The following is a 20,179-nucleotide window of genomic DNA, read 5'->3' as shown; positions in this document are numbered from 1 at the left end:
CGATGGCGTCAGTATGCTAAAACCCGTATCATTGCGCGCTTTGCGTACGACAAAAGTGAAATCTCATGACTCAAACCTTTATTCCTGGCAAAGATGCCGCTCTGGAAGATTCCATCGCTCGCTTCCAGACCAAGCTCACTGATCTTGGCTTTAATATTGAAGAAGCCTCCTGGTTAAACCCGGTTCCTAACGTCTGGTCAGTGCATATTCGTGATAAAGACAGCGCACTGTGCTTTACCAATGGTAAAGGCGCGACTAAAAAAGCAGCGTTAGCTTCAGCTCTGGGTGAATATTTCGAACGTCTGTCGACTAACTATTTCTTTGCTGATTTCTGGTTGGGCAAAACCATCGCCAATGGCCCGTTTGTGCATTATCCGAACGAGAAATGGTTCCCAATTCCAGAAGATGAGCAACTGCCGGAAGGCATTCTCGACGATCGCCTTCGCGCGTTTTACGATCCTGAGAACGAAGTTACTGCGGGTATGCTTATCGACCTGCAATCCGGTAATGAAGAACGCGGTATCTGCGCTCTGCCATTTACCCGCCAGTCCGATCAAAAAACCGTTTATATTCCGATGAACATCATCGGTAACCTGTATGTTTCAAACGGGATGTCTGCGGGGAACACTGCAAACGAAGCTCGCGTACAGGCGCTTTCAGAAGTTTTCGAACGCCATATTAAGAATCGTATTATCGCCGAAAGCATCAGCCTGCCAGAAATCCCACAAGAAGTTCTGGCTCGCTATCCAGGCGTAGTTGAGTCAATTGCAACCCTGGAAGCTGAAGGTTTCCCAATCTTCGCATACGACGGTTCATTAGGCGGCAAATATCCGGTTATCTGCGTGGTATTGTTCAACCCGGCAAACGGCACCTGTTTTGCGTCGTTCGGTGCTCACCCTGATTTTGGTGTAGCGCTGGAACGTACTGTGACAGAACTACTTCAGGGTCGTGGTCTGAAAGATTTGGATGTGTTCACCCCGCCAACGTTTGACGACGAAGAAGTTGCCGAGCATGCAAACCTCGAAACTCACTTCATTGACTCAAGCGGTCTGATTTCCTGGGATATGTTTAAGCAAGATGCCGACTATCCTTTTGTTGACTGGACCTTCTCTGGCACCACTGAAGAAGAGTTCGCCACATTAATGGCAATCTTTGATGCAGAAGATCAAGAAGTCTACATCGCGGATTACCAGCACCTGGACGTTTACGCTTGCCGTATCATCGTTCCTGGCATGTCTGATATTTATCCTGCGGAAGACCTGCTGCTCGCTAACAACAATATGGGCTATCACCTGCGCGACACCATTCTGGCTCTGCCAGGAAGCGAGTGGGAGAAGCAAGATTATCTGAACCTGATTTCTCTGCTAGATGAAGAAGGCCATGATGATTTCACCCGCGTACGCGAACTGTTAGGCCTGGCAACAGGTAAAGACAATGGTTGGTACACGCTGCGTATCGGTGAATTGAAGGCAATGCTGGCATTGGCTGGCGGCGATACCGAACAGGCACTTATCTGGACTGAATGGACGATGGAGTTTAACGCGTCTATCTTCAGCGCCGAGCGTGCTAACTATTACCGTTGCCTGCAAACGTTGCTGTTACTGGCAATGGAAGAAGAACGCCAACCGTTGCAGTATCTGAATGCCTTCGTTCGTATGTATGGCGCAGAAACGGTAGAAGCGGCAAGTGCAGCTCTAAGTGGTGAGGCACCGTTTTATGGTTTGCAAGCTGTCGACGGTGATTTGAAAGCCTTCCCAGCCCACCAGGCACTGTTAGCTGCTTACGAAAAATTGCAACGCGCAAAAGCGGCTTTCTGGAAATAAAGCAACAAAACTAAACTCAAAGGTGCGTAAACCATAATGTTTACGCTATATTACGGGGCGATTTTTATTGCCCCGTAATTTTATTGGCAGTGTAATAATTTCACTTGTAACTCAATAGTTAAATATTGGTGAAATATTATTATTTTAAGCTACAAATAATGTTGCCAAATTATTGAAATACTCCATTCTAATTAACCCATCACAGGAGCGATGAGGCTAAATATCAAATTACATTATAAAATTTAAACTTTATTTTTATCATGAAAATCAACAATTTAAGCTGAAAAACAGCTAAACACCTGCTTTTTTCAGGCCTATAAGCTTGGCGAGATATGATCCATATCAAATTTTACTCTATAATGCTTTGTTAGTATCTCGTCGCCGAATTAAATAAGAGAGAGTTAGTGTGAAAGCTGACAACCCTTTTGATCTATTGCTTCCAGCAGCTATGGCGAAAGTCGCCGAAGATGCTGGCGTCTATAAAGCAACAAAACACCCGCTGACCACGTTTTATTTAGCGATCACTGCGGGGATGTTCATCTCGATTGCCTTTGTCTTTTACATCACTGCCACCACAGGCACTGCAACCATTCCATTTGGTATTGCAAAGCTAATTGGCGGTACTTGCTTCTCCTTAGGACTCATCCTGTGTGTCATCTGCGGCGCCGACCTTTTCACCTCTACGGTGTTGATTGTTGTTGCTAAAGCGAGTGGCCGTATCACCTGGGGTCAGCTAGCCAAGAACTGGGTTAACGTTTATATCGGTAACCTGTGTGGTGCTCTGATGTTTGTGGTGCTGATTTGGTTGTCAGGTATGTATATGACAGCGAACGGTGCGTGGGGTCTGAATGTGCTACAAACTGCAGACCATAAAATGCATCACACCTTTATTGAAGCTGTGTGCCTCGGTATTTTGGCTAACCTGATGGTCTGTCTGGCTGTCTGGATGAGCTACTCAGGTCGCAGTTTGATGGACAAGATGTTTGCTATGATCCTTCCGGTCGCCATGTTTGTTGCTTGTGGTTTTGAGCACAGTATCGCAAACATGTTCATGATCCCTATGGGTATCGTAGTGCGCAACTTTGCAAGCCCGGAATTCTGGACCGCTGTAGGGTCTTCTCCGGACAATTTCTCTCACCTAACCGTGTTGAATTTCATCACCGATAACCTGATCCCTGTAACTATCGGGAACATCATTGGTGGCGGTTTACTGGTTGGGTTGACGTACTGGGTAATTTATCTGCGCGGTGGCGACAAGCACTAAGTGCCGTCCATCACGCAGGGAATAAGAAATCCACATTAGAAGGTAGGTGTTAAATGTCCGAACTTAATGAAAAGTTAGCCGCAGCCTGGGAAGGTTTTACTAAAGGTGACTGGCAGAATGAAGTCAACGTGCGTGACTTTATTCAGAAAAACTACACCCCTTACGAGGGTGATGAGTCCTTCCTGGCAGGTGCGACTGACGCAACTACCGAGCTGTGGGACAAAGTTATGGAAGGCGTTAAACAGGAAAACCGCACCCACGCGCCTGTTGACTTTGATACCGACCTTGCTTCAACCATCACTTCTCATGATGCTGGTTACATCAACAAGTCCCTCGAAACTATCGTTGGCCTGCAGACTGATGCTCCACTGAAACGTGCAATTATTCCGTTTGGTGGCATCAAAATGGTTGAAGGCTCTTGCAAAGTATACGGTCGTGAACTTGACCCAATGCTTAAGAAGATCTTCACCGAATACCGTAAAACCCATAACCAGGGTGTGTTTGACGTTTATACCAAAGACATTCTGAACTGCCGTAAATCAGGCGTAATCACCGGTCTGCCGGATGCTTACGGCCGTGGTCGTATCATCGGTGACTACCGTCGCGTTGCGCTGTACGGCATCGACTTCCTGATGAAAGACAAATTTGCTCAGTTCAACTCTCTGCAGTCCAAACTGGAAAACGGCGAAGATCTGGAAGCAACTATTCGTCTGCGTGAGGAAATCTCAGAGCAACACCGTGCTCTGGGTCAGATCAAAGAAATGGCTGCTAAATATGGCTGCGATATCTCTGGTCCTGCTAAAAACGCTCAAGAAGCAATTCAGTGGACTTACTTCGGCTACCTGGCTGCGGTTAAATCTCAGAACGGCGCTGCAATGTCCTTCGGTCGTGTTTCCACCTTCCTGGATGCATTCATCGAACGTGACCTGAAAGCTGGCAAAATCACTGAGCTTGAAGCACAGGAAATGATTGACCATCTGGTCATGAAACTGCGTATGGTTCGCTTCCTGCGTACCCCTGAGTATGATGAGCTGTTCTCTGGTGACCCAATCTGGGCTACAGAATCTATCGCCGGTATGGGTGTAGATGGCCGTACTCTGGTTACCAAATCAAGTTTCCGCTTCCTGAACACCCTGTACACCATGGGGCCGTCTCCAGAGCCGAACATCACTATTCTGTGGTCTGAAAAACTGCCACTGAACTTCAAGAAATTTGCTGCTAAAGTCTCCATCGATACTTCTTCTCTGCAATACGAGAACGATGACCTGATGCGCCCTGACTTCAACAACGACGACTACGCGATTGCTTGCTGCGTAAGCCCAATGATTGTTGGTAAGCAAATGCAGTTCTTCGGTGCTCGTGCAAACCTTGCGAAAACCATGCTGTATGCAATCAACGGCGGCGTTGATGAAAAACTGAAGATCCAGATCGGTCCTAAAGAAGCGCCAATCATGGCTGACGTTCTGGACTACGACAACGTTCTTGACCGTCTTGATCACTTCATGGATTGGCTGGCTAAACAGTACGTCACTGCGCTGAACATCATTCACTACATGCATGATAAGTACAGCTACGAAGCGGCTCTGATGGCTCTGCATGACCGTGATGTTGTTCGCACCATGGCTTGTGGTATCGCGGGTCTGTCTGTTGCTGCTGACTCCCTGTCTGCAATCAAATACGCGAAAGTTAAACCAATTCGTGATGAAGACGGCCTGGCTGTTGACTTCGAAATCGAAGGCGAATATCCACAGTTCGGTAACAACGATTCTCGTGTAGATGACATCGCTGTTGACCTGGTAGAACGTTTCATGAAGAAAATTCAGAAACTGACTACTTACCGTAACGCTATCCCGACTCAGTCTGTTCTGACCATCACCTCTAACGTGGTTTATGGTAAGAAAACGGGTAACACCCCAGACGGTCGTCGTGCAGGCGCTCCATTCGGTCCAGGTGCTAACCCAATGCACGGTCGTGATCAGAAAGGTGCTGTTGCCTCTCTGACTTCCGTTGCTAAACTGCCGTTTGCTTACGCTAAAGATGGTATCTCTTATACCTTCTCTATCGTTCCTAACGCACTGGGTAAAGACGACGAAGTTCGTAAAACTAACCTCGCAGGTCTGATGGATGGTTACTTCCACCACGAAGCGTCCATCGAAGGTGGTCAACACCTGAACGTGAACGTGATGAACCGTGAAATGCTGCTGGATGCGATGGAAAACCCTGAGAAATATCCTCAGTTGACCATTCGTGTTTCTGGTTACGCTGTACGTTTTAACTCCCTGACTAAAGAACAACAGCAGGACGTTATTACCCGTACCTTCACTCAAACCATGTAATTCACGGTTTGTCTGAAAAGGCGTAGAATAAAGGCTCCACTCCGGTGGGGCCTTTTCTTATGTCAGAACCGGTTTTGCAAGATAACTGCTACGTTTAAACTATCTTGCAAAATTGATTCGACGCGGCAAGACTTTATTCGACCGCGCTCAACCTGGTTCTTGCTTTAAAAGCATGGACCAATACTGGAGAGAACACCGCAATGTCAGTAATTGGCCGAATTCATTCCTTTGAATCCTGCGGTACCGTGGATGGTCCCGGTATTCGTTTTATTACCTTTTTCCAGGGCTGCCTGATGCGCTGCCTGTATTGCCACAACCGTGATACATGGGATACACACGGCGGCAAAGAAATCACTGTTGAAGAGCTGATGAAAGAAGTGGTGACCTATCGCCACTTTATGAATGCATCAGGTGGCGGTGTAACTGCATCGGGTGGCGAAGCTATTCTGCAAGCCGAATTTGTACGTGACTGGTTCCGCGCTTGTCGCAAAGAAGGTATTCATACCTGTCTGGATACCAACGGTTTTGTACGCCGTTACGATCCGGTAATTGATGAATTACTGGAAGTTACCGATCTGGTGATGCTGGACTTAAAACAGATGAACGATGAAATTCACCAGAATCTGGTAGGTGTTTCTAACCATCGTACGCTGGAATTTGCACGCTACCTTTCTGATAAAAACATTAACGTCTGGATCCGTTACGTTGTCGTGCCTGGTTGGTCTGACGATGACGACTCCGCGCATCGCCTTGGCGAATTCACGCGTGATATGGGCAACGTCGAGAAGATTGAGCTATTGCCTTACCACGAGTTGGGTAAGCACAAGTGGGTGGCGATGGGCGAAGAGTACAAACTTGACGGCGTACATCCGCCGAAGAAAGAGACCATGGAACGCGTAAAAGGCATTCTGGAGCAGTATGGTCACAAGGTGATGTACTAGAAAAAAGGCCCTCGCGAGGGCCTTTTTTTATCAGGCGTGAGCAACTGGGGTTGTATGATGCCCTGCTTTGCGCAGTAACATCAGCAAATAAACAAATGCCACACCAGCTATCATGACAAACAGCAAATTGTCCGAGTAACTTTGCATTAGCATCGAAGTAAACGTCGGGCCAAGTAAACTACCCAGCGTGTAACTCAACAGTAATGCCTGATTCATCGCTACTAATTGGTGATGTTCAACTTTTTCGCAGGCCCAGGCCATTGCCACCGGGTAAAGCGTAAAACCTGCAGCCCCAAGTACAAACAAAGCTGGCCCCATCGCTGCATTGCTCAGCATCGCCATGCAGCCCAAAATGACGGTAAATACCTGAACACGCAGTACTAATAAACGACCAAAACGATCGGCCAGACGCCCTATCGGCCACTGCCCAATAATTCCGGCGCTAACCATCACTGCCATCCAAAAACCAATACCGGCATCACTGACACCCTGATGGTTTAAATACAGTGGCATTAACCCGTACAAAGAACCAAGAACAATCCCTGAAATGACGCAACCATTCACCCCCAGGCGGGCATGGCGCAGGCGTAGCATCGGCCAGATAGCCGTAGCTTCCTGGCTTTCGCTGCGGTCGTTCACTATACGAGTGAACAGCAAAGGAAGGATTGCCGTGAGTATAAGTGCAGTTACCCAAGGCAGAACGCTGGCTAAATCCGTTGGCATTTTGCTTATCATCAGTTGGCCCAGTACAGTGCCAACGTAATAAACCATCATGTATGCCGCCAGCAGGCGCCCACGGTTACGTGAAGTCCCGCTGCACATCAATGCACTTTCAACTACCACCCAAATCATCGCGCAACCAATACCCGCAATGAAACGCCACATCATCCAGCTCCAGAAGCCAACCATCAACCCCAGACCTACACAACCTATGGCAAAAATCAGAGAAGCAAGATAATAGCTACGGTTAAATCCCTGGCGCTTAATGAGCCAGCCAGTTATCAGTGTGCCCAACAAGTTTCCGGTAAAATACGACGAGCCGACCATTCCGACTTGCCAGGTTGGAAGTTGTTCGTGAGCTAACCAAAGTGGAACCAGGGTGTTCAAAACCGCAATCGCCAGGGTCAAAAGCATCAGACCACAGAGCAAAAGCATCACTGGCCGGGTATAGGTGGACATGTAAAAAACCGCGAGGAAGAGAATAAATTTGTGCGCATCATGCCACTGGAAAAATGATTGTCAATCCAGCGCCAGCGAGGCCTGGCACGATTTGAACGGTGTCGATTTGAAAAACTTATTCAACTTGTGAACGAAGCGCTGAATGGAAAGGCTATCTGACTGTTTTTGATGAAATCTGGAATTATGAATCGAGCTAGATTGGATGAAAAATTTCATGGTTAGTCGGATGATATTTTCTCATCGATGACAAAAAAATGCGCCCGAAGGCGCATTTAATATAGAGCGTCTGTTAGCTGGCTATCGCCATACCCACTGTCATATGCAAACCATAGAACACACCACGCCCGATTAGCTCCCCGGCAATCACCAATACGAAGGCAAATGCCAGCACGGCAGGACTTGCCATACCACCTTTAAGCTGCGGAACAACCCAGCACACCAAAGCCGCAGCCAACACCAGCAATCGCCACGACATCAGCGCCCCATATTGCGGCACAAGAGCAGAGGCTTGTGCAATTGAACTTTGAATCGTGGCCAAATCCATACCTTGCAACAGCACAACAGCCGTACTCACAACGACCGCCAGCAGCGAAATAACAGGCAAAATACGCATTCCCCAACCTGTTACACCTGCAACACGCAGAAGCAAATAACCAAGCAGCGGCCCACCAATAAACATCGTCAGGAAGAAACTGAGCGGCGTATAAACGCTGTACCATGTCGGTACAGTATCAATTAGATAAACCTTGCACATCATCCAGACGAAAAATACGCCCAAAATCATCGTCAAGACCATCCAGATTTTACCCAGCGCCTGCGGCATTTTGCCCAGCACGGTAATCAACCACCAGAAACCACCTACTGCAAAGAATACTGAGCCACTGGCAATTTCATTACTCAGCGCCGAATCACCGATGCGATTAAGAGAGTTAAAGGCGCGCAACGGTGAACCAAGGTGAAGAACAGAGGCCATAAAGCCAATCCCCATCAGCACCCACAAAACAATCATCGCCCAGTGCACACGCTTTTGTTGCGCACGATCAGAAACACCAGTCAGCAAAGCTAGCGCCATGACGATAAAACCACCGGCTACGCACTGCCCCAAAACCGTAAAGACCATTAGCGGCCATTCATGCCATCCGTTACCCATCTCACACCTCCTTCGGGTTTGCCAGATAGCCGGTTTTATCCCCACAAGGACGGCTGTTGGCGTTCGGTTTAATAACGATATTTGGCTTCGTAAAGTGTGCTGATGGCAGCGGGGCAATAGCCGCCTGCTCACCATACTTCTTACGCAGTTCGTCAATAGGAGCCATATCCAATGCACGCAACGGGCAAGACTCCACACAAATCGGTTTCTTACCCTCAGCAATACGTGAATAGCAGCCGTCGCATTTCGTCATATGCCCTTTTTCTGCGTTGTACTGTGGCGCACCGTATGGGCAAGCCATATGGCAGTAACGACAGCCAATGCAAATATCCTCGTTTACAACGACAAAACCGTCTTCACGCTTGTGCATTGCACCGCTTGGACAAACCTTGGTACAAGCCGGATCTTCACAGTGGTTGCAGGCAATTGACAGATAATAGGCGAACACATTTTGCTGCCAGACACCGTTGTCTTCCTGCCAGTCGCCACCTGCGTATTCGTAAATGCGGCGAAAGCTGACATCCGGGCCTAAGTTTTTGTAGTCTTTACAGGCCAGCTCGCAAGTCTTGCAACCGGTGCAGCGGCTGGAATCAATGTAAAATCCGTATTGAGTTGTCATCAGCTATTCCTTACGCCTTCTCGACCTGGACGAGGTTACTATGGGATGGGTTACCTTTCGCCAGTGGCGATGGTCGCTGGGTGGTCAACACGTTAATGCTACCGGCATGGTCAACTTTATTGGCATCCGGGCTGTACCAAGCCCCTTCCCCCATCGCGACAACACCAGGAATAATGCGCGGTGTCACTTTGGCATTGATTTGGACTTCGCCACGTCCATTGAAGATACGCACCATGTCGCCGTTTTTAATTCCACGTTGTTGCGCATCAATTGGGTTGATCCACATTTCCTGACGACAAGCCGCTTTCAATACATCGACGTTACCGTAGGTTGAGTGAGTGCGCGCTTTGTAGTGGAAACCAGTCATCTGCAATGGCCATTTCTTCGCGAGCGGATCGCCATAGTTTTCGAAGCCAGCACTGTAAACCGGCAGTGGATCGATAACGTCGCCTTCATTGAGTTGCCAGGTCGCCGCAATCTCAGCCAATTGCTCAGAGTAGATTTCAATTTTTCCGGACGGTGTGGTCAGTGGATTAGCGACAGGGTCTTCGCGGAAATCTTTATAGGCTACGTGATGCCCTTCAGGATCTCGTTTTTTGAAAATACCCTGCTTGCTAAACTCTTCAAAGCTTGGAAGTTCAGGGATAGCTTCCTGAGATTGTTTATACAGATGGCGCATCCACTCTTCTTGGTTACGACCCTCGGTAAATTGCGGCTCGACACCCATGCGTTTGGCAAGCTCAGTGGTCATCTCATAAATAGTTTTGCATTCAAAGCGCGGTTTGATGGCCTGGCCGGCAAAGATCACGTACGCCATGTTGCCGCAAGATGCATCGAGGCAGAAATCCATCTGTTCGGAAGCTGTGCAGTCTGGCAGCAAAATATCAGCGTATTTGGCTGAGGACGTCATGTGGTTATCAATCACCACAATCATTTCGCATTTTTTGTCATCCTGGAGGATGTCATGGGTGCGGTTAATTTCAGAATGCTGATTGATCAAACAGTTACTGGCGTAATTCCAGACCATTTTGATCGGCACATCGAGTTTATCTTTGCCACGCACACCATCACGTGTAGCGGTCATTTCCGTGCCACGCTCGATTGCATCGGTCCACAGGAACATAGATATACTGGTCTGTACCGGGTTTTCCAGCGTAGGCATACGTACGAAAGGCAAGTCATAAGAGCCTTCACGCGCGCCACTGTTACCGCCGTGAATTCCCACATTACCGGTCAAAATAGACAGCATCGAGATGGCACGAGAAACCAATTCGCCGTTTGAATGGCGCTGCGGCCCCCAACCCTGGCTGATAAACGCTGGTTTCGCCGTAGCGATTTCGCGGGCTAGCTGTATGATGCGTTCAGCCGGAATGCCAGTGATTTGGGCAGCCCACTGTGGTGTTTTCGCCAAACCATCAGCACCCTGACCAAGAATATAAGCCTTGTAATGGCCATTAACAGGGGCACTTTTTGGCAGCGTTTTCTCGTCATAGCCGACGCAATATTTATCAAGGAATGGCTGATCAACAAGATTTTCATTGATCATCACCCATGCGAGTGCGGAGATAAGAGCAGTGTCTGTACCTGGTCGAATCGGAATCCATTCATCTTCACGCCCGGCACCGGTATCGGTGTAACGCGGGTCGATAATAATCATGCGGGCGTTAGATTTTTCGCGCGCTTGCTCGAGGTAGTAAGTCACCCCGCCACCACTCATACGTGTTTCGCCTGGGTTATTACCAAACAACACAACCAATTTGCTGTTTTCTATGTCTGATGGGCTATTACCATCCGCCCAACCGCCATATGTGTAGTTCAGACCAGCGGCAATTTGCGCGGTTGAATAGTCACCATAATGGTTCAGATAACCACCGCAGCAGTTCATTAGGCGAGCGATTAATGTAGAGCCCGGTGGCCAAGAACGGGTCATCGTGCCGCCCAATGTGCCTGTGCCGTAATTCAAGTAAATAGCTTCGTTACCATACTCTTTGATAATGCCTTTCATGCTATTGGCAATGGTGTCGAAAGCTTCATCCCAGCTAATGCGCTCAAACTTCCCTTCGCCACGAGCACCAATGCGCTTCATTGGGTATTTCAGGCGATCGGCGTTATAAACACGACGGCGCATTGAGCGGCCACGCAGACAGGCACGAACCTGATGCAGCCCTTCGTAATCATCATTACCCGTGTTATCCGTCTCAACGTATTTGATTTCGCCATCAACCACATGCATACGAAGTGGACAACGACTACCGCAGTTAACCGTGCAGGCGCTCCAGACCACTTTTTCTGCAGCGGTTACAGTGTTTTCTGGTGTTTGGGCAAAAGCCATGCGGGAAAATGGTAAAGAGAAGGCACTACTTGCAGCGGCTAAGCCACCAATTGCGGTGGTTTTGACCAGCTTACGCCGGCTGACCTCTGCTGCGAGGATCGCATTAGGGGTTTTCTCAGTCATAATGACCTACTTATTATGCTCACAGTTGGGAATAAGCTGGCAGGGGTAACGCAGACATCGAACGGCCTGCTGCTCCATTGCACAGCCAAAGAGAGAAAGGAGTGTCGAGAAAAATTAGTGTTATACAGATTGGTTTTGCCGCGTCACATCATGTAAATCATGGCAACCAAATGATAAAAATCTTGAATGAATAGTTTTAAGGATCATCACTCGCTTTCTGCGACAATAATACTTATTAATGGGTATTTGTTATTGTTTGGCGTCAATAAAGGCAGATTATCTATGGGAATGAGAATATTTTCGGCATAAAAAAAGCGCCGGAAGGCGCTTTTTAAGAGCAAGATAACATCAACACATTAGCCGATGTACTCAAGCCCTTTCATGTACGGACGCAGCACTTCAGGAACTTCGATACGACCGTCAGCTTGTTGATAGTTTTCCAATACAGCGACCAGAGTACGACCTACAGCCAAACCAGAACCGTTCAGTGTGTGCACCAGACGTGTTTTCTTATCTGACTTGCTGCGGCAACGAGCCTGTAGGCGGCGCGCCTGGAAATCCCACATGTTCGAACAAGAAGAAATTTCACGATAAGTATTCTGCGCTGGCAACCAAACCTCAAGATCGTAGGTTTTAGCAGAACCAAAGCCGATATCGCCACTGCATAGCAGCACTTTACGGTATGGAAGACCCAGCAACTGCAACACTTTCTCAGCATGACCCGTCAGTTCTTCCAGAGCATCCATGGAGTCTTCCGGACGAACGATCTGTACCATCTCAACTTTATCGAACTGATGCTGACGAATCAGACCACGGGTATCGCGACCATAGGAACCCGCTTCAGAACGGAAGCATGGGGTATGGGCAGTCATTTTCAGCGGCAGAGAGTCTTCTTCAATAATCTCGTCGCGCACCAGATTGGTCAACGGGACTTCTGCGGTCGGGATCAGCGCATAATTGCTGCTGTCCGCTTCTTCATCCAGTGGGCGAGTATGGAACAGATCAGCACCGAATTTCGGCAATTGACCCGTACCGTACAGCGTTTCATGGTTCACCAGATAAGGAACGTAGTTTTCAGTGTAACCATGCTGCTCGGTATGCAGATCCAACATGAACTGGCTCAGAGCGCGGTGCATACGAGCGATTTGCCCCTGCATCACGACAAAACGGGAACCGGTCAGTTTCACCGCAGCGGCAAAGTCCAGACCTTTGGCCATTTCACCGAGGGTTACGTGATCGCGCACTTCAAAATCGAATTTACGCGGCTCGCCCCAGCGGCTAACTTCAACGTTTTCGCTATCGTCTTTACCCAAAGGCACGCAATCATCCGGGATATTCGGCAGAGTCAGCGCAATATCACGGATTTCAGACAGCAAAGAATCAAGCTCAGCTTTCGCTGCATCCAGCTCTTCACCCAACTGGTTGACTTGCAAACGCAGCGGCTCAATGTCTTCGCCACGCGCTTTCGCCTGGCCAATGGATTTCGATCGCGAGTTACGCTCAGCTTGCAGATTTTCAGTTTTGACCTGCAACACTTTACGACGCTCTTCCAGAGAGCGCAGCGTTTCTACATCCAGCTTAAAGCCTCGGCGTGCCAGTTTTTCAGCGACTGCGTCTGGCTCTGTACGCAGCAGATTGGGATCGAGCATGCTTATCCTGTGCTTATCGAATTGAAGGAGGGAGTGCGGCTACAGCCTGCAACCGCATTGATATTCTTGCTAACCTTACCGCAACGCCTGCTTTAGCGGTAGCGTTTTGTCGGGCTATTTTGATCCTGTTCAGCAAGCCAGGCGAGCTTTTCACCAATCTTGCCTTCAAGACCTCTGTTTGTCGGCTGATAATAGCGTGTTTGTGCCATTTCCTGCGGGAAGTAGACTTCCCCGGACGCATAGGCGTTGGGTTCGTCATGAGCATAACGATACTCCTGGCCGTAACCCATTTCTTTCATCAGCTTGGTTGGTGCATTGCGTAGATGAACAGGAACATCGTAATCCGGGCGTTCGCGAGCATCCGCCATCGCCGCCTTGAACGCGGTATAAACGGCATTACTTTTTGGCGCACAAGCCAGGTAGACAATAGCCTGAGCAATTGCGCGTTCACCTTCTGCAGGGCCAACTCGAGTAAAACAATCCCACGCAGAAATAGCGACCTGCATCCCTCGCGGGTCAGCATTACCCACATCTTCGGAAGCAATCGCCAGCAAACGACGAGCTACGTAGAGTGGGTCGCCACCCGCAGTGATAATACGTGCATACCAATACAGCGCTGCATCCGGCGAGGAGCCGCGCACCGATTTATGTAATGCAGAAATCAAATCGTAGAAACGGTCACCTTTATTATCAAAGCGCGCACTGCGTTCCCCTGCGATCTCAGTCAGCAGCGCAATTTGTAATTCACGTTTGCCATTCGCATTGGTTTCAGCCATATCGGCCATCATTTCCAATGTATTGAGCGCACGCCGCGCATCACCGTTTACCAGCTCCGCAATCGCCCGGCGAGTATCTTCCGGCAGAACAATATTTTGGCCGCCGTAACCACGAGCAGTATCGCTCATCGCTTGTTCGAGTACTTTTTCAATGTCTTCAGTGGTCAGCGATTTGAGCAAATAAACACGAGCGCGGGAAAGGAGTGCTGAATTGAGTTCGAATGACGGATTCTCGGTAGTAGCACCAATGAATGTGATCGTCCCGTCTTCGATATGAGGCAGAAAAGCGTCCTGCTGACTTTTGTTGAAGCGATGCACTTCATCGACAAACAGAATGGTGCGTCGACCCGCATTGCGGTTCTGGCGCGCACGTTCTATAGCCTCTCGGATTTCTTTCACACCAGAGGTGACAGCAGATATACGTTCTACATCCGCATCGGCATAGTGAGCAATCACTTCAGCCAGTGTTGTCTTGCCTGTACCCGGTGGTCCCCATAAAATCATAGAATGGAGATGCCCCGCTTCGATAGCTTTTGGAAGCGGTTTGCCTGGCGCTAGCAGATGTTGTTGACCGATATATTGCGCGAGGTTTTCTGGCCGCATACGCGCGGCCAGAGGTTTGAAGGTATTCTCAGAAAAATCGAGCGACAGGTTGCTCACTCATACCTCTACTTACGTTGGTCGTCCACCGTCACGCCTTTAGGCGGGGTAAACGTAAACTTACTCATATCCACCGCACCATTTTGCTGGGTTTTCAGCGCATAGCTGCTGCGTTGATCGTCTTGCTCAATCGCACTGAACTGATGGATAGTCCCGTCGTTTCCGACGTTAATAGTGAACTGCTTGAGGTTACCGGCGCTGGTTTTTGGCGTCAGCACAAAATCGTCACCACTTTGTTTGATGTTGTATTGCTGCCAGTCACTGCTTTGATTACGCGCAATCAGCATAAATGGGGTATTGCCGGTCGCATCTTTCAGCCAGGTTGCACTTACCTGCTCAACAAACGGGTTGTAGAACCACAATGTTTTGCCGTCGGAAACCAAAATACTTTCATCTGGCTGAGTCATATGCCAGTTGAATAAGTTCGGACGTTTCACCCACAAATCACCCTGGCCTTCCTGAACGGCGGCACCACTGCCATCTGTCACTTTCTGGGTAAAGCTGGCGTGGAAACTGCTGACTTTGTCCAGACGAGCTTTCAAGTCGCCTGCAGCGTCAGCCCAGGCAGCGGTTGCAGTCAGAGCAGTCAACAAAGCACAAGTTATAGCGATTTTTTTCATTATGATCCCTTAAAATTCATCCGCCACAAAGCGACTGCGCTGTGGCATTTCTGCTGCCCACTCTAATTGAGAGTTATTCCACAGCAACAGAAGAATAAGCTGATTTTCTAGTAATTTACCCTTCTTTGCAAAAGAGCCGCAACGGCGGTTCTTTTGCTCAGGGCTATTCGAATGGCGGTGGGGCAAGCACTTCCCGGTTACCGTTATGCCCTTGCGGGCTCACAATACCTTGTGCTTCCATTTGTTCAACAATTCGAGCCGCGCGGTTGTAGCCGATACGGAACTGGCGTTGAACACCAGAAATAGACGCTTTACGTTTTTCGACCACAAAAGCGACAGCCTGATCAAATAGCGGATCGAGCTCTTCATCACCGTCAAGACCACCACCAGCACCACCTTCACTTTCATTATCAGAAGTAATACCCGTGATATATTGTGGGCGACCACGTGCTTTCCAGTCCTGAACTACTGCATGAACTTCCTGGTCGCGAACAAACGCGCCATGAACACGAACCGGCAGAGTTGAGTTTGGACCAGAATAAAGCATGTCCCCCATCCCCAGCAGTGACTCAGCGCCAGCCTGATCCAGGATAGTGCGAGAATCAATTTTGCTCGACACGGTAAACGCAATGCGCGTTGGAATATTCGCTTTAATCAGGCCGGTAATGACATCTACCGATGGTCGCTGTGTTGCAAGCACCAAGTGAATACCTGCCGCACGCGCTTTCTGTGCCAGACGAGCGATCAACTCTTCGACTTTTTTGCCGACCGTCATCATCAGGTCAGCAAATTCATCGACCAGCACCACGATATACGGCAGTTTTTCGAGCATTGGATGTGCCACTTCCATGCTATCGCCAGGCTTCCAGAATGGGTCTGGAATCGGACGACCCATACGCTCAGCTTCCAGAATACGCTCGTTGTAGCCTGCGAGGTTACGCACGCCAAGCGCCGACATCAGCTTATAGCGACGCTCCATCTCGTTAACACTCCAGCGCAGCGCATTCGCCGCATCTTTCATGTCGGTGACCACTTCGGTCAACAGATGGGGAATGCCTTCATAGACCGACAGCTCGAGCATTTTCGGGTCGATCATGATGAATTTCACTTCATCCGGCGTGGCTTTGTACAGAATGCTGAGGATCATGGCATTCACGCCTACGGATTTACCTGACCCCGTAGTACCCGCCACCAGTAAGTGAGGCATTTTCGCCAGATCGGCCACTACCGACTCACCGCCGATATCTTTGCCCAGCACCACTGTTAACGGTGAAGGGCTATCGCGGAATTTGGCGCAATCGAGCACTTCACGCAGATAAACGGTCTGGCGTTTTTTGTTTGGCAATTCCAGACCAACGTAAGGTTTACCCGGAATAACTTCTACAACACGCACCGCTACCGTAGACAATGAACGCGCAAGGTCACGAGACAAGTTAGAAATACGTGCAGCTTTAACCCCTGGGGCTAAATCAAGCTCAAAGCGCGTGATGACTGGACCTGGCGAGTAGTCAACAACATCAGCTTTAATACGGTAATCCGCAAGCCTGGCTTCGACCAAACGCGCCATTTGCTCCAAAGCAAAGGTATCTACCGGCTCAACTTCTGCTGGCGGAGACGTCAGCAGATCCAGAGATGGCAACGGTGTAGTTGGGCGCTGCAACGGGCGATCGTCGCCATTACGCATCAGGAAAGGATGTATCAAACTTTCATGAATCTGCGGTGCGGCAGCTGTCGCAGGCTGTTGCTGTACGTTTTGTGGCTGCACATTGTGTTGCGGTTGTGCTGCCTGCCAATTTTGCGGTTGCTGAACGGGGGCCGGTTCTTCAACCGGGCTGAGTGTAAACAGCGGCTCACTTGGCCCATCGTTTACCAGCGTTTTCATTGGTGAGAAATCAAAATCATCCAGTGAGAACGGCACATTATTTGGCTGTTGTTGTTGAGCAGGAGAGTCTGAGTAACGCTGTTGCTGTTGAGCTGCAAATTGGCGAGCTAGCTCCGCCTGCTCGGCTTCATCCTCATCTACTTGCGATACATCATCTTCGTACTCTTCACCATAACGTTGCTGCTGTTGAGCTGCGAACTGACGAGCTAATTCATGCTGCTCCATTTCTTCAGCATCATCAATATAGCCATCTTCGCTGTCCATACCATTCTGGCGACGCGCTTCTTCTTCCGCCATACGCTGAGACGGTAGCTTTATCCCGTAGGAAGCAAGTTCGCGACGAGTCGGAACACGCACACGATTCGGGCGTGGCAATTGTGGGCCAATCCCCTCTTTCACCTGTGGGCGGGGTGCATCACTGGCAATACTGAATATCGGACTAAAGGCCGCAGCTGCACCAGCAACTTTTGCTACTTCTTTAACACCAGAAGGAATCCCGGAAGAAATAGCCGCGCTACCTGGAACAAGCATTTCTGGTGCTGCATCGAAAACCCCAGGCGGTGTTGTAGAGATCTGAGTCGTTTGGGCAAAAGCAGGGCTTTGATCATAGCCGTAGGGATTGGGCTTTGGTTCATTTACCGGCTGGTACCAGGCTGCCAATTGTTCACGTTCACGCGCTCTTCGCTCTTCTACTTCTTCGAAATGATAAATCGGTGGGCGCACCGCCGGTCTCATTTCTTCAACAGGCTCAGGTTGTGCGATGGGATCAACTGGAGCGGGTTCGAAATAACCAGTCTCAACAGGCAATTGCGCAGAAGCAGGTTGAATAGCATCAGGCTCTGACCAATGACTGGTGACGTGTTGTGGATTGTATTGATCCGTTGCACGAAGCCCATCATAACTTTCAGGCGCAGGGGCAATGACCGGCTCAGGTGTTACTGTGGTTGGAGCGGGTTCCCAGGCAATAGCAGGAGTATGTTCAACGGCTGGTGCCGGTGCTGTAACAGGAGCAATAGTTGCCGTAGGCATAACCGGTGCTGCATATGCAGTGTTCGCCATCGCAGCGGCAGCCGTAGCAGCCACGGGCGCAACGATAGACTGGCCGTGCAACAATGGATCGTATTCGTCGCTTTCCGGCAAGGTCGCTTTATTGCCTGAGAACAGTACGTCGTCTTCCGGCAGCGTTGCTTTGTTATTTGAAAACAAAACATCGTCTTCAGCATCGTCCATACGTTTACCGGAAAACAGCGCCGAGTCTGTTTTACGTGCGTTTGGATTGGCAAATTTTTCGGAGATGCGCTGCTTACGGGCTAATGCGCCGCGTAAAATACGCGCACGACGAGACTCACGCTTTTCTACTGCTGGCGCGTGTTCTTCATCTTCGTAGTCGTAATCATCGTCTTGCCAGGTGTTATCCCGGCGTGTGCGGTTACTGGCAAAAGTCAGGACGCTCAAGGTAGCACTGCCAATTTTCTCAGCAATACCAACCCAAGACCAGCCTGTAAAGAGGGTTAAACCTGCTGCCCATACACACAACAACGCGATAGTGCCACCACTGCTGTTAAGCAGGGGCATCATTGCAGTACTCAGTAAACTACCGATAACGCCACCCGAAGCGAAATACCAGATGTCATCTGCGTTAATCGCCGCAAGGCCACAAGCCGTTAGCACCATAGCCAACACGCCAATCAGGCGTAAGGAAACGGCAAAATAATCGACAAACTCTTCGCTATCACGATTGCGGAAAGTGAACCAACACGCGCCGATGATAATCACAGGGATGGTGTAGGCCATTATGCCAAAAATGAAAAGCAGAGTATCGGCCAACCACGCACCAGGCATCCCACCCAAATTATGGATAGGTTCGTGCCATGCGGTTTGTGACCAGCTGGGATCTGAAGGATTAAAACTAAGCAACGCCACCATCAAATAGACGGCAAAAATGGCAACAAGAAGCAATAAGGCCTCTAATGCCCGACGCCCGCTGCTGAGTTTCCTCAATGTAACTTCTTTTTCTTCGGTGTATTCCTGGCTCAAGTAAGACTCTCCAGGTCCTTAATAAATATGGAGAGCAACAGTGCCGAGTATTCCCGGCACTGTTGCTGTATGAATTACCAGGAGTGTAACCAAAATACGCAGATTTTGCACCTGGCCCGTGTTAACGGGTCTTAATTACCAGACGATTGCTTTGTTTGACCTCTTCCATGACCACATAGGTACGGGTATCGTTCACACCCGGCAGTCGCAACAAGGTTTCACCTAATAATTTACGGTACGCAGACATATCAGGTACGCGGGTTTTCAACAGATAGTCGAAATCACCGGATACCAAATGACACTCTTGAATTTCTTCAAGTTTTTGAACTGCAGAGTTAAATTGCTCAAACACATCCGGTGCGCCACGATTCAGAGTAATCTCAACAAAAACCAGAAGTGATGCATCCAGATAATGCGGGTTCAGCAGAGCTGTATAGCCCTGAATGAAACCCTGTCGTTCCAGACGACGCACGCGCTCAAGGCACGGAGTCGGTGAAAGCCCTACTCGCTTCGAAAGCTCGACGTTTGAAATACGTCCATCCTTCTGCAGCTCATTAAGAATGTTACGATCGATGCGGTCGAGATCTTTGCCAGGGCGCTTCTTACTATCTACCATTATTATTGTCTCTCTGTGTTCCTTCCTTCACCTGCCATAACCCGGTCAACGTCAATGTTCCGGGTGTACGTGAGAAGACCGGTGCCCAATGGCCGCCATCGACATCACTCATCGCGTCTGTCCACGCCATGAGTAAATTTCAATAACCCGGTAAAATTGCATCAGGTATGCG

Annotated in this window: 14 protein-coding genes; 4 read left to right on the top strand and 10 right to left on the bottom strand. The window is 49.2% G+C overall.

Features of this window, described 5'->3' with window-relative positions; all coding sequences use genetic code 11:
• Positions 1–65 precede the first annotated feature (65 nt).
• From ycaO to pflA, 4 genes are all read left to right on the top strand, one after another.
• The gene (gene ycaO / locus FH968_RS06015) at positions 66–1,823 is read left to right on the top strand and encodes a 30S ribosomal protein S12 methylthiotransferase accessory factor YcaO (protein WP_139878236.1); all 1,758 of its coding nucleotides are present in this window, start codon (positions 66–68) and stop codon (positions 1,821–1,823) included.
• 406 nt (positions 1,824–2,229) lie between these two features.
• On the top strand, positions 2,230–3,087 hold the full coding sequence (focA, locus tag FH968_RS06010; RefSeq protein ID WP_139878235.1) for a formate transporter FocA: 858 nt from the start codon (positions 2,230–2,232) through the stop codon (positions 3,085–3,087).
• 53 nt (positions 3,088–3,140) lie between these two features.
• The gene (gene pflB / locus FH968_RS06005; protein WP_139878234.1) at positions 3,141–5,423 is read left to right on the top strand and encodes a formate C-acetyltransferase; all 2,283 of its coding nucleotides are present in this window, start codon (positions 3,141–3,143) and stop codon (positions 5,421–5,423) included.
• A 200-nt stretch (positions 5,424–5,623) separates the two neighbouring features.
• Positions 5,624–6,364 (top strand): pyruvate formate lyase 1-activating protein, encoded by a 741-nt coding sequence (pflA, locus tag FH968_RS06000; protein WP_139878233.1) that lies wholly within the window; start codon positions 5,624–5,626, stop codon positions 6,362–6,364.
• 30 nt (positions 6,365–6,394) lie between these two features.
• On the opposite strand, the gene FH968_RS05995 is transcribed toward pflA, so the two are convergent.
• From FH968_RS05995 to FH968_RS23645, 10 genes are all read right to left on the bottom strand, one after another.
• Positions 6,395–7,543, bottom strand: a complete 1,149-nt coding sequence (locus FH968_RS05995) for an MFS transporter (RefSeq protein WP_139878232.1) — start codon at positions 7,541–7,543, stop codon at positions 6,395–6,397.
• A 289-nt stretch (positions 7,544–7,832) separates the two neighbouring features.
• A complete protein-coding gene (locus FH968_RS05990; protein WP_139878231.1) occupies positions 7,833–8,693 on the bottom strand; it encodes a dimethyl sulfoxide reductase anchor subunit family protein in 861 nt (286 codons plus the stop codon).
• A gap of 1 nt (position 8,694) precedes the next feature.
• Positions 8,695–9,312, bottom strand: a complete 618-nt coding sequence (locus tag FH968_RS05985; protein ID WP_139878230.1) for a DMSO/selenate family reductase complex B subunit — start codon at positions 9,310–9,312, stop codon at positions 8,695–8,697.
• Positions 9,313–9,322: 10 nt separating this feature from the next.
• A complete protein-coding gene (dmsA, locus tag FH968_RS05980) occupies positions 9,323–11,767 on the bottom strand; it encodes a dimethylsulfoxide reductase subunit A (RefSeq protein ID WP_139878229.1) in 2,445 nt (814 codons plus the stop codon).
• Between the two features lie 356 nt (positions 11,768–12,123).
• Positions 12,124–13,416 (bottom strand): serine--tRNA ligase, encoded by a 1,293-nt coding sequence (gene serS / locus FH968_RS05975; RefSeq protein ID WP_139878228.1) that lies wholly within the window; start codon positions 13,414–13,416, stop codon positions 12,124–12,126.
• Between the two features lie 92 nt (positions 13,417–13,508).
• On the bottom strand, positions 13,509–14,852 hold the full coding sequence (locus FH968_RS05970; protein ID WP_139878227.1) for a replication-associated recombination protein A: 1,344 nt from the start codon (positions 14,850–14,852) through the stop codon (positions 13,509–13,511).
• An 8-nt stretch (positions 14,853–14,860) separates the two neighbouring features.
• A complete protein-coding gene (gene lolA / locus FH968_RS05965) occupies positions 14,861–15,472 on the bottom strand; it encodes an outer membrane lipoprotein chaperone LolA (protein WP_139878226.1) in 612 nt (203 codons plus the stop codon).
• A 163-nt stretch (positions 15,473–15,635) separates the two neighbouring features.
• Positions 15,636–19,391, bottom strand: a complete 3,756-nt coding sequence (locus FH968_RS05960; protein ID WP_139878225.1) for a DNA translocase FtsK 4TM domain-containing protein — start codon at positions 19,389–19,391, stop codon at positions 15,636–15,638.
• Between the two features lie 121 nt (positions 19,392–19,512).
• On the bottom strand, positions 19,513–20,007 hold the full coding sequence (gene lrp / locus FH968_RS05955) for a leucine-responsive transcriptional regulator Lrp (RefSeq protein WP_002439523.1): 495 nt from the start codon (positions 20,005–20,007) through the stop codon (positions 19,513–19,515).
• On the bottom strand, positions 19,997–20,137 hold the full coding sequence (locus FH968_RS23645) for a hypothetical protein (RefSeq protein WP_189389000.1): 141 nt from the start codon (positions 20,135–20,137) through the stop codon (positions 19,997–19,999). Before FH968_RS23645 ends, lrp begins: the two co-directional genes overlap by 11 nt.
• Between the last annotated feature and the right edge of the window lie 42 nt (positions 20,138–20,179).

Origin of the sequence: Buttiauxella sp. B2 (assembly GCF_006376615.1) — a bacterium.
Lineage (GTDB): Bacteria > Pseudomonadota > Gammaproteobacteria > Enterobacterales > Enterobacteriaceae > Buttiauxella.
The sequence above is the reverse complement of the archived record's forward strand: the minus strand, read 5'-3'. Positions and strand labels throughout refer to the sequence as shown.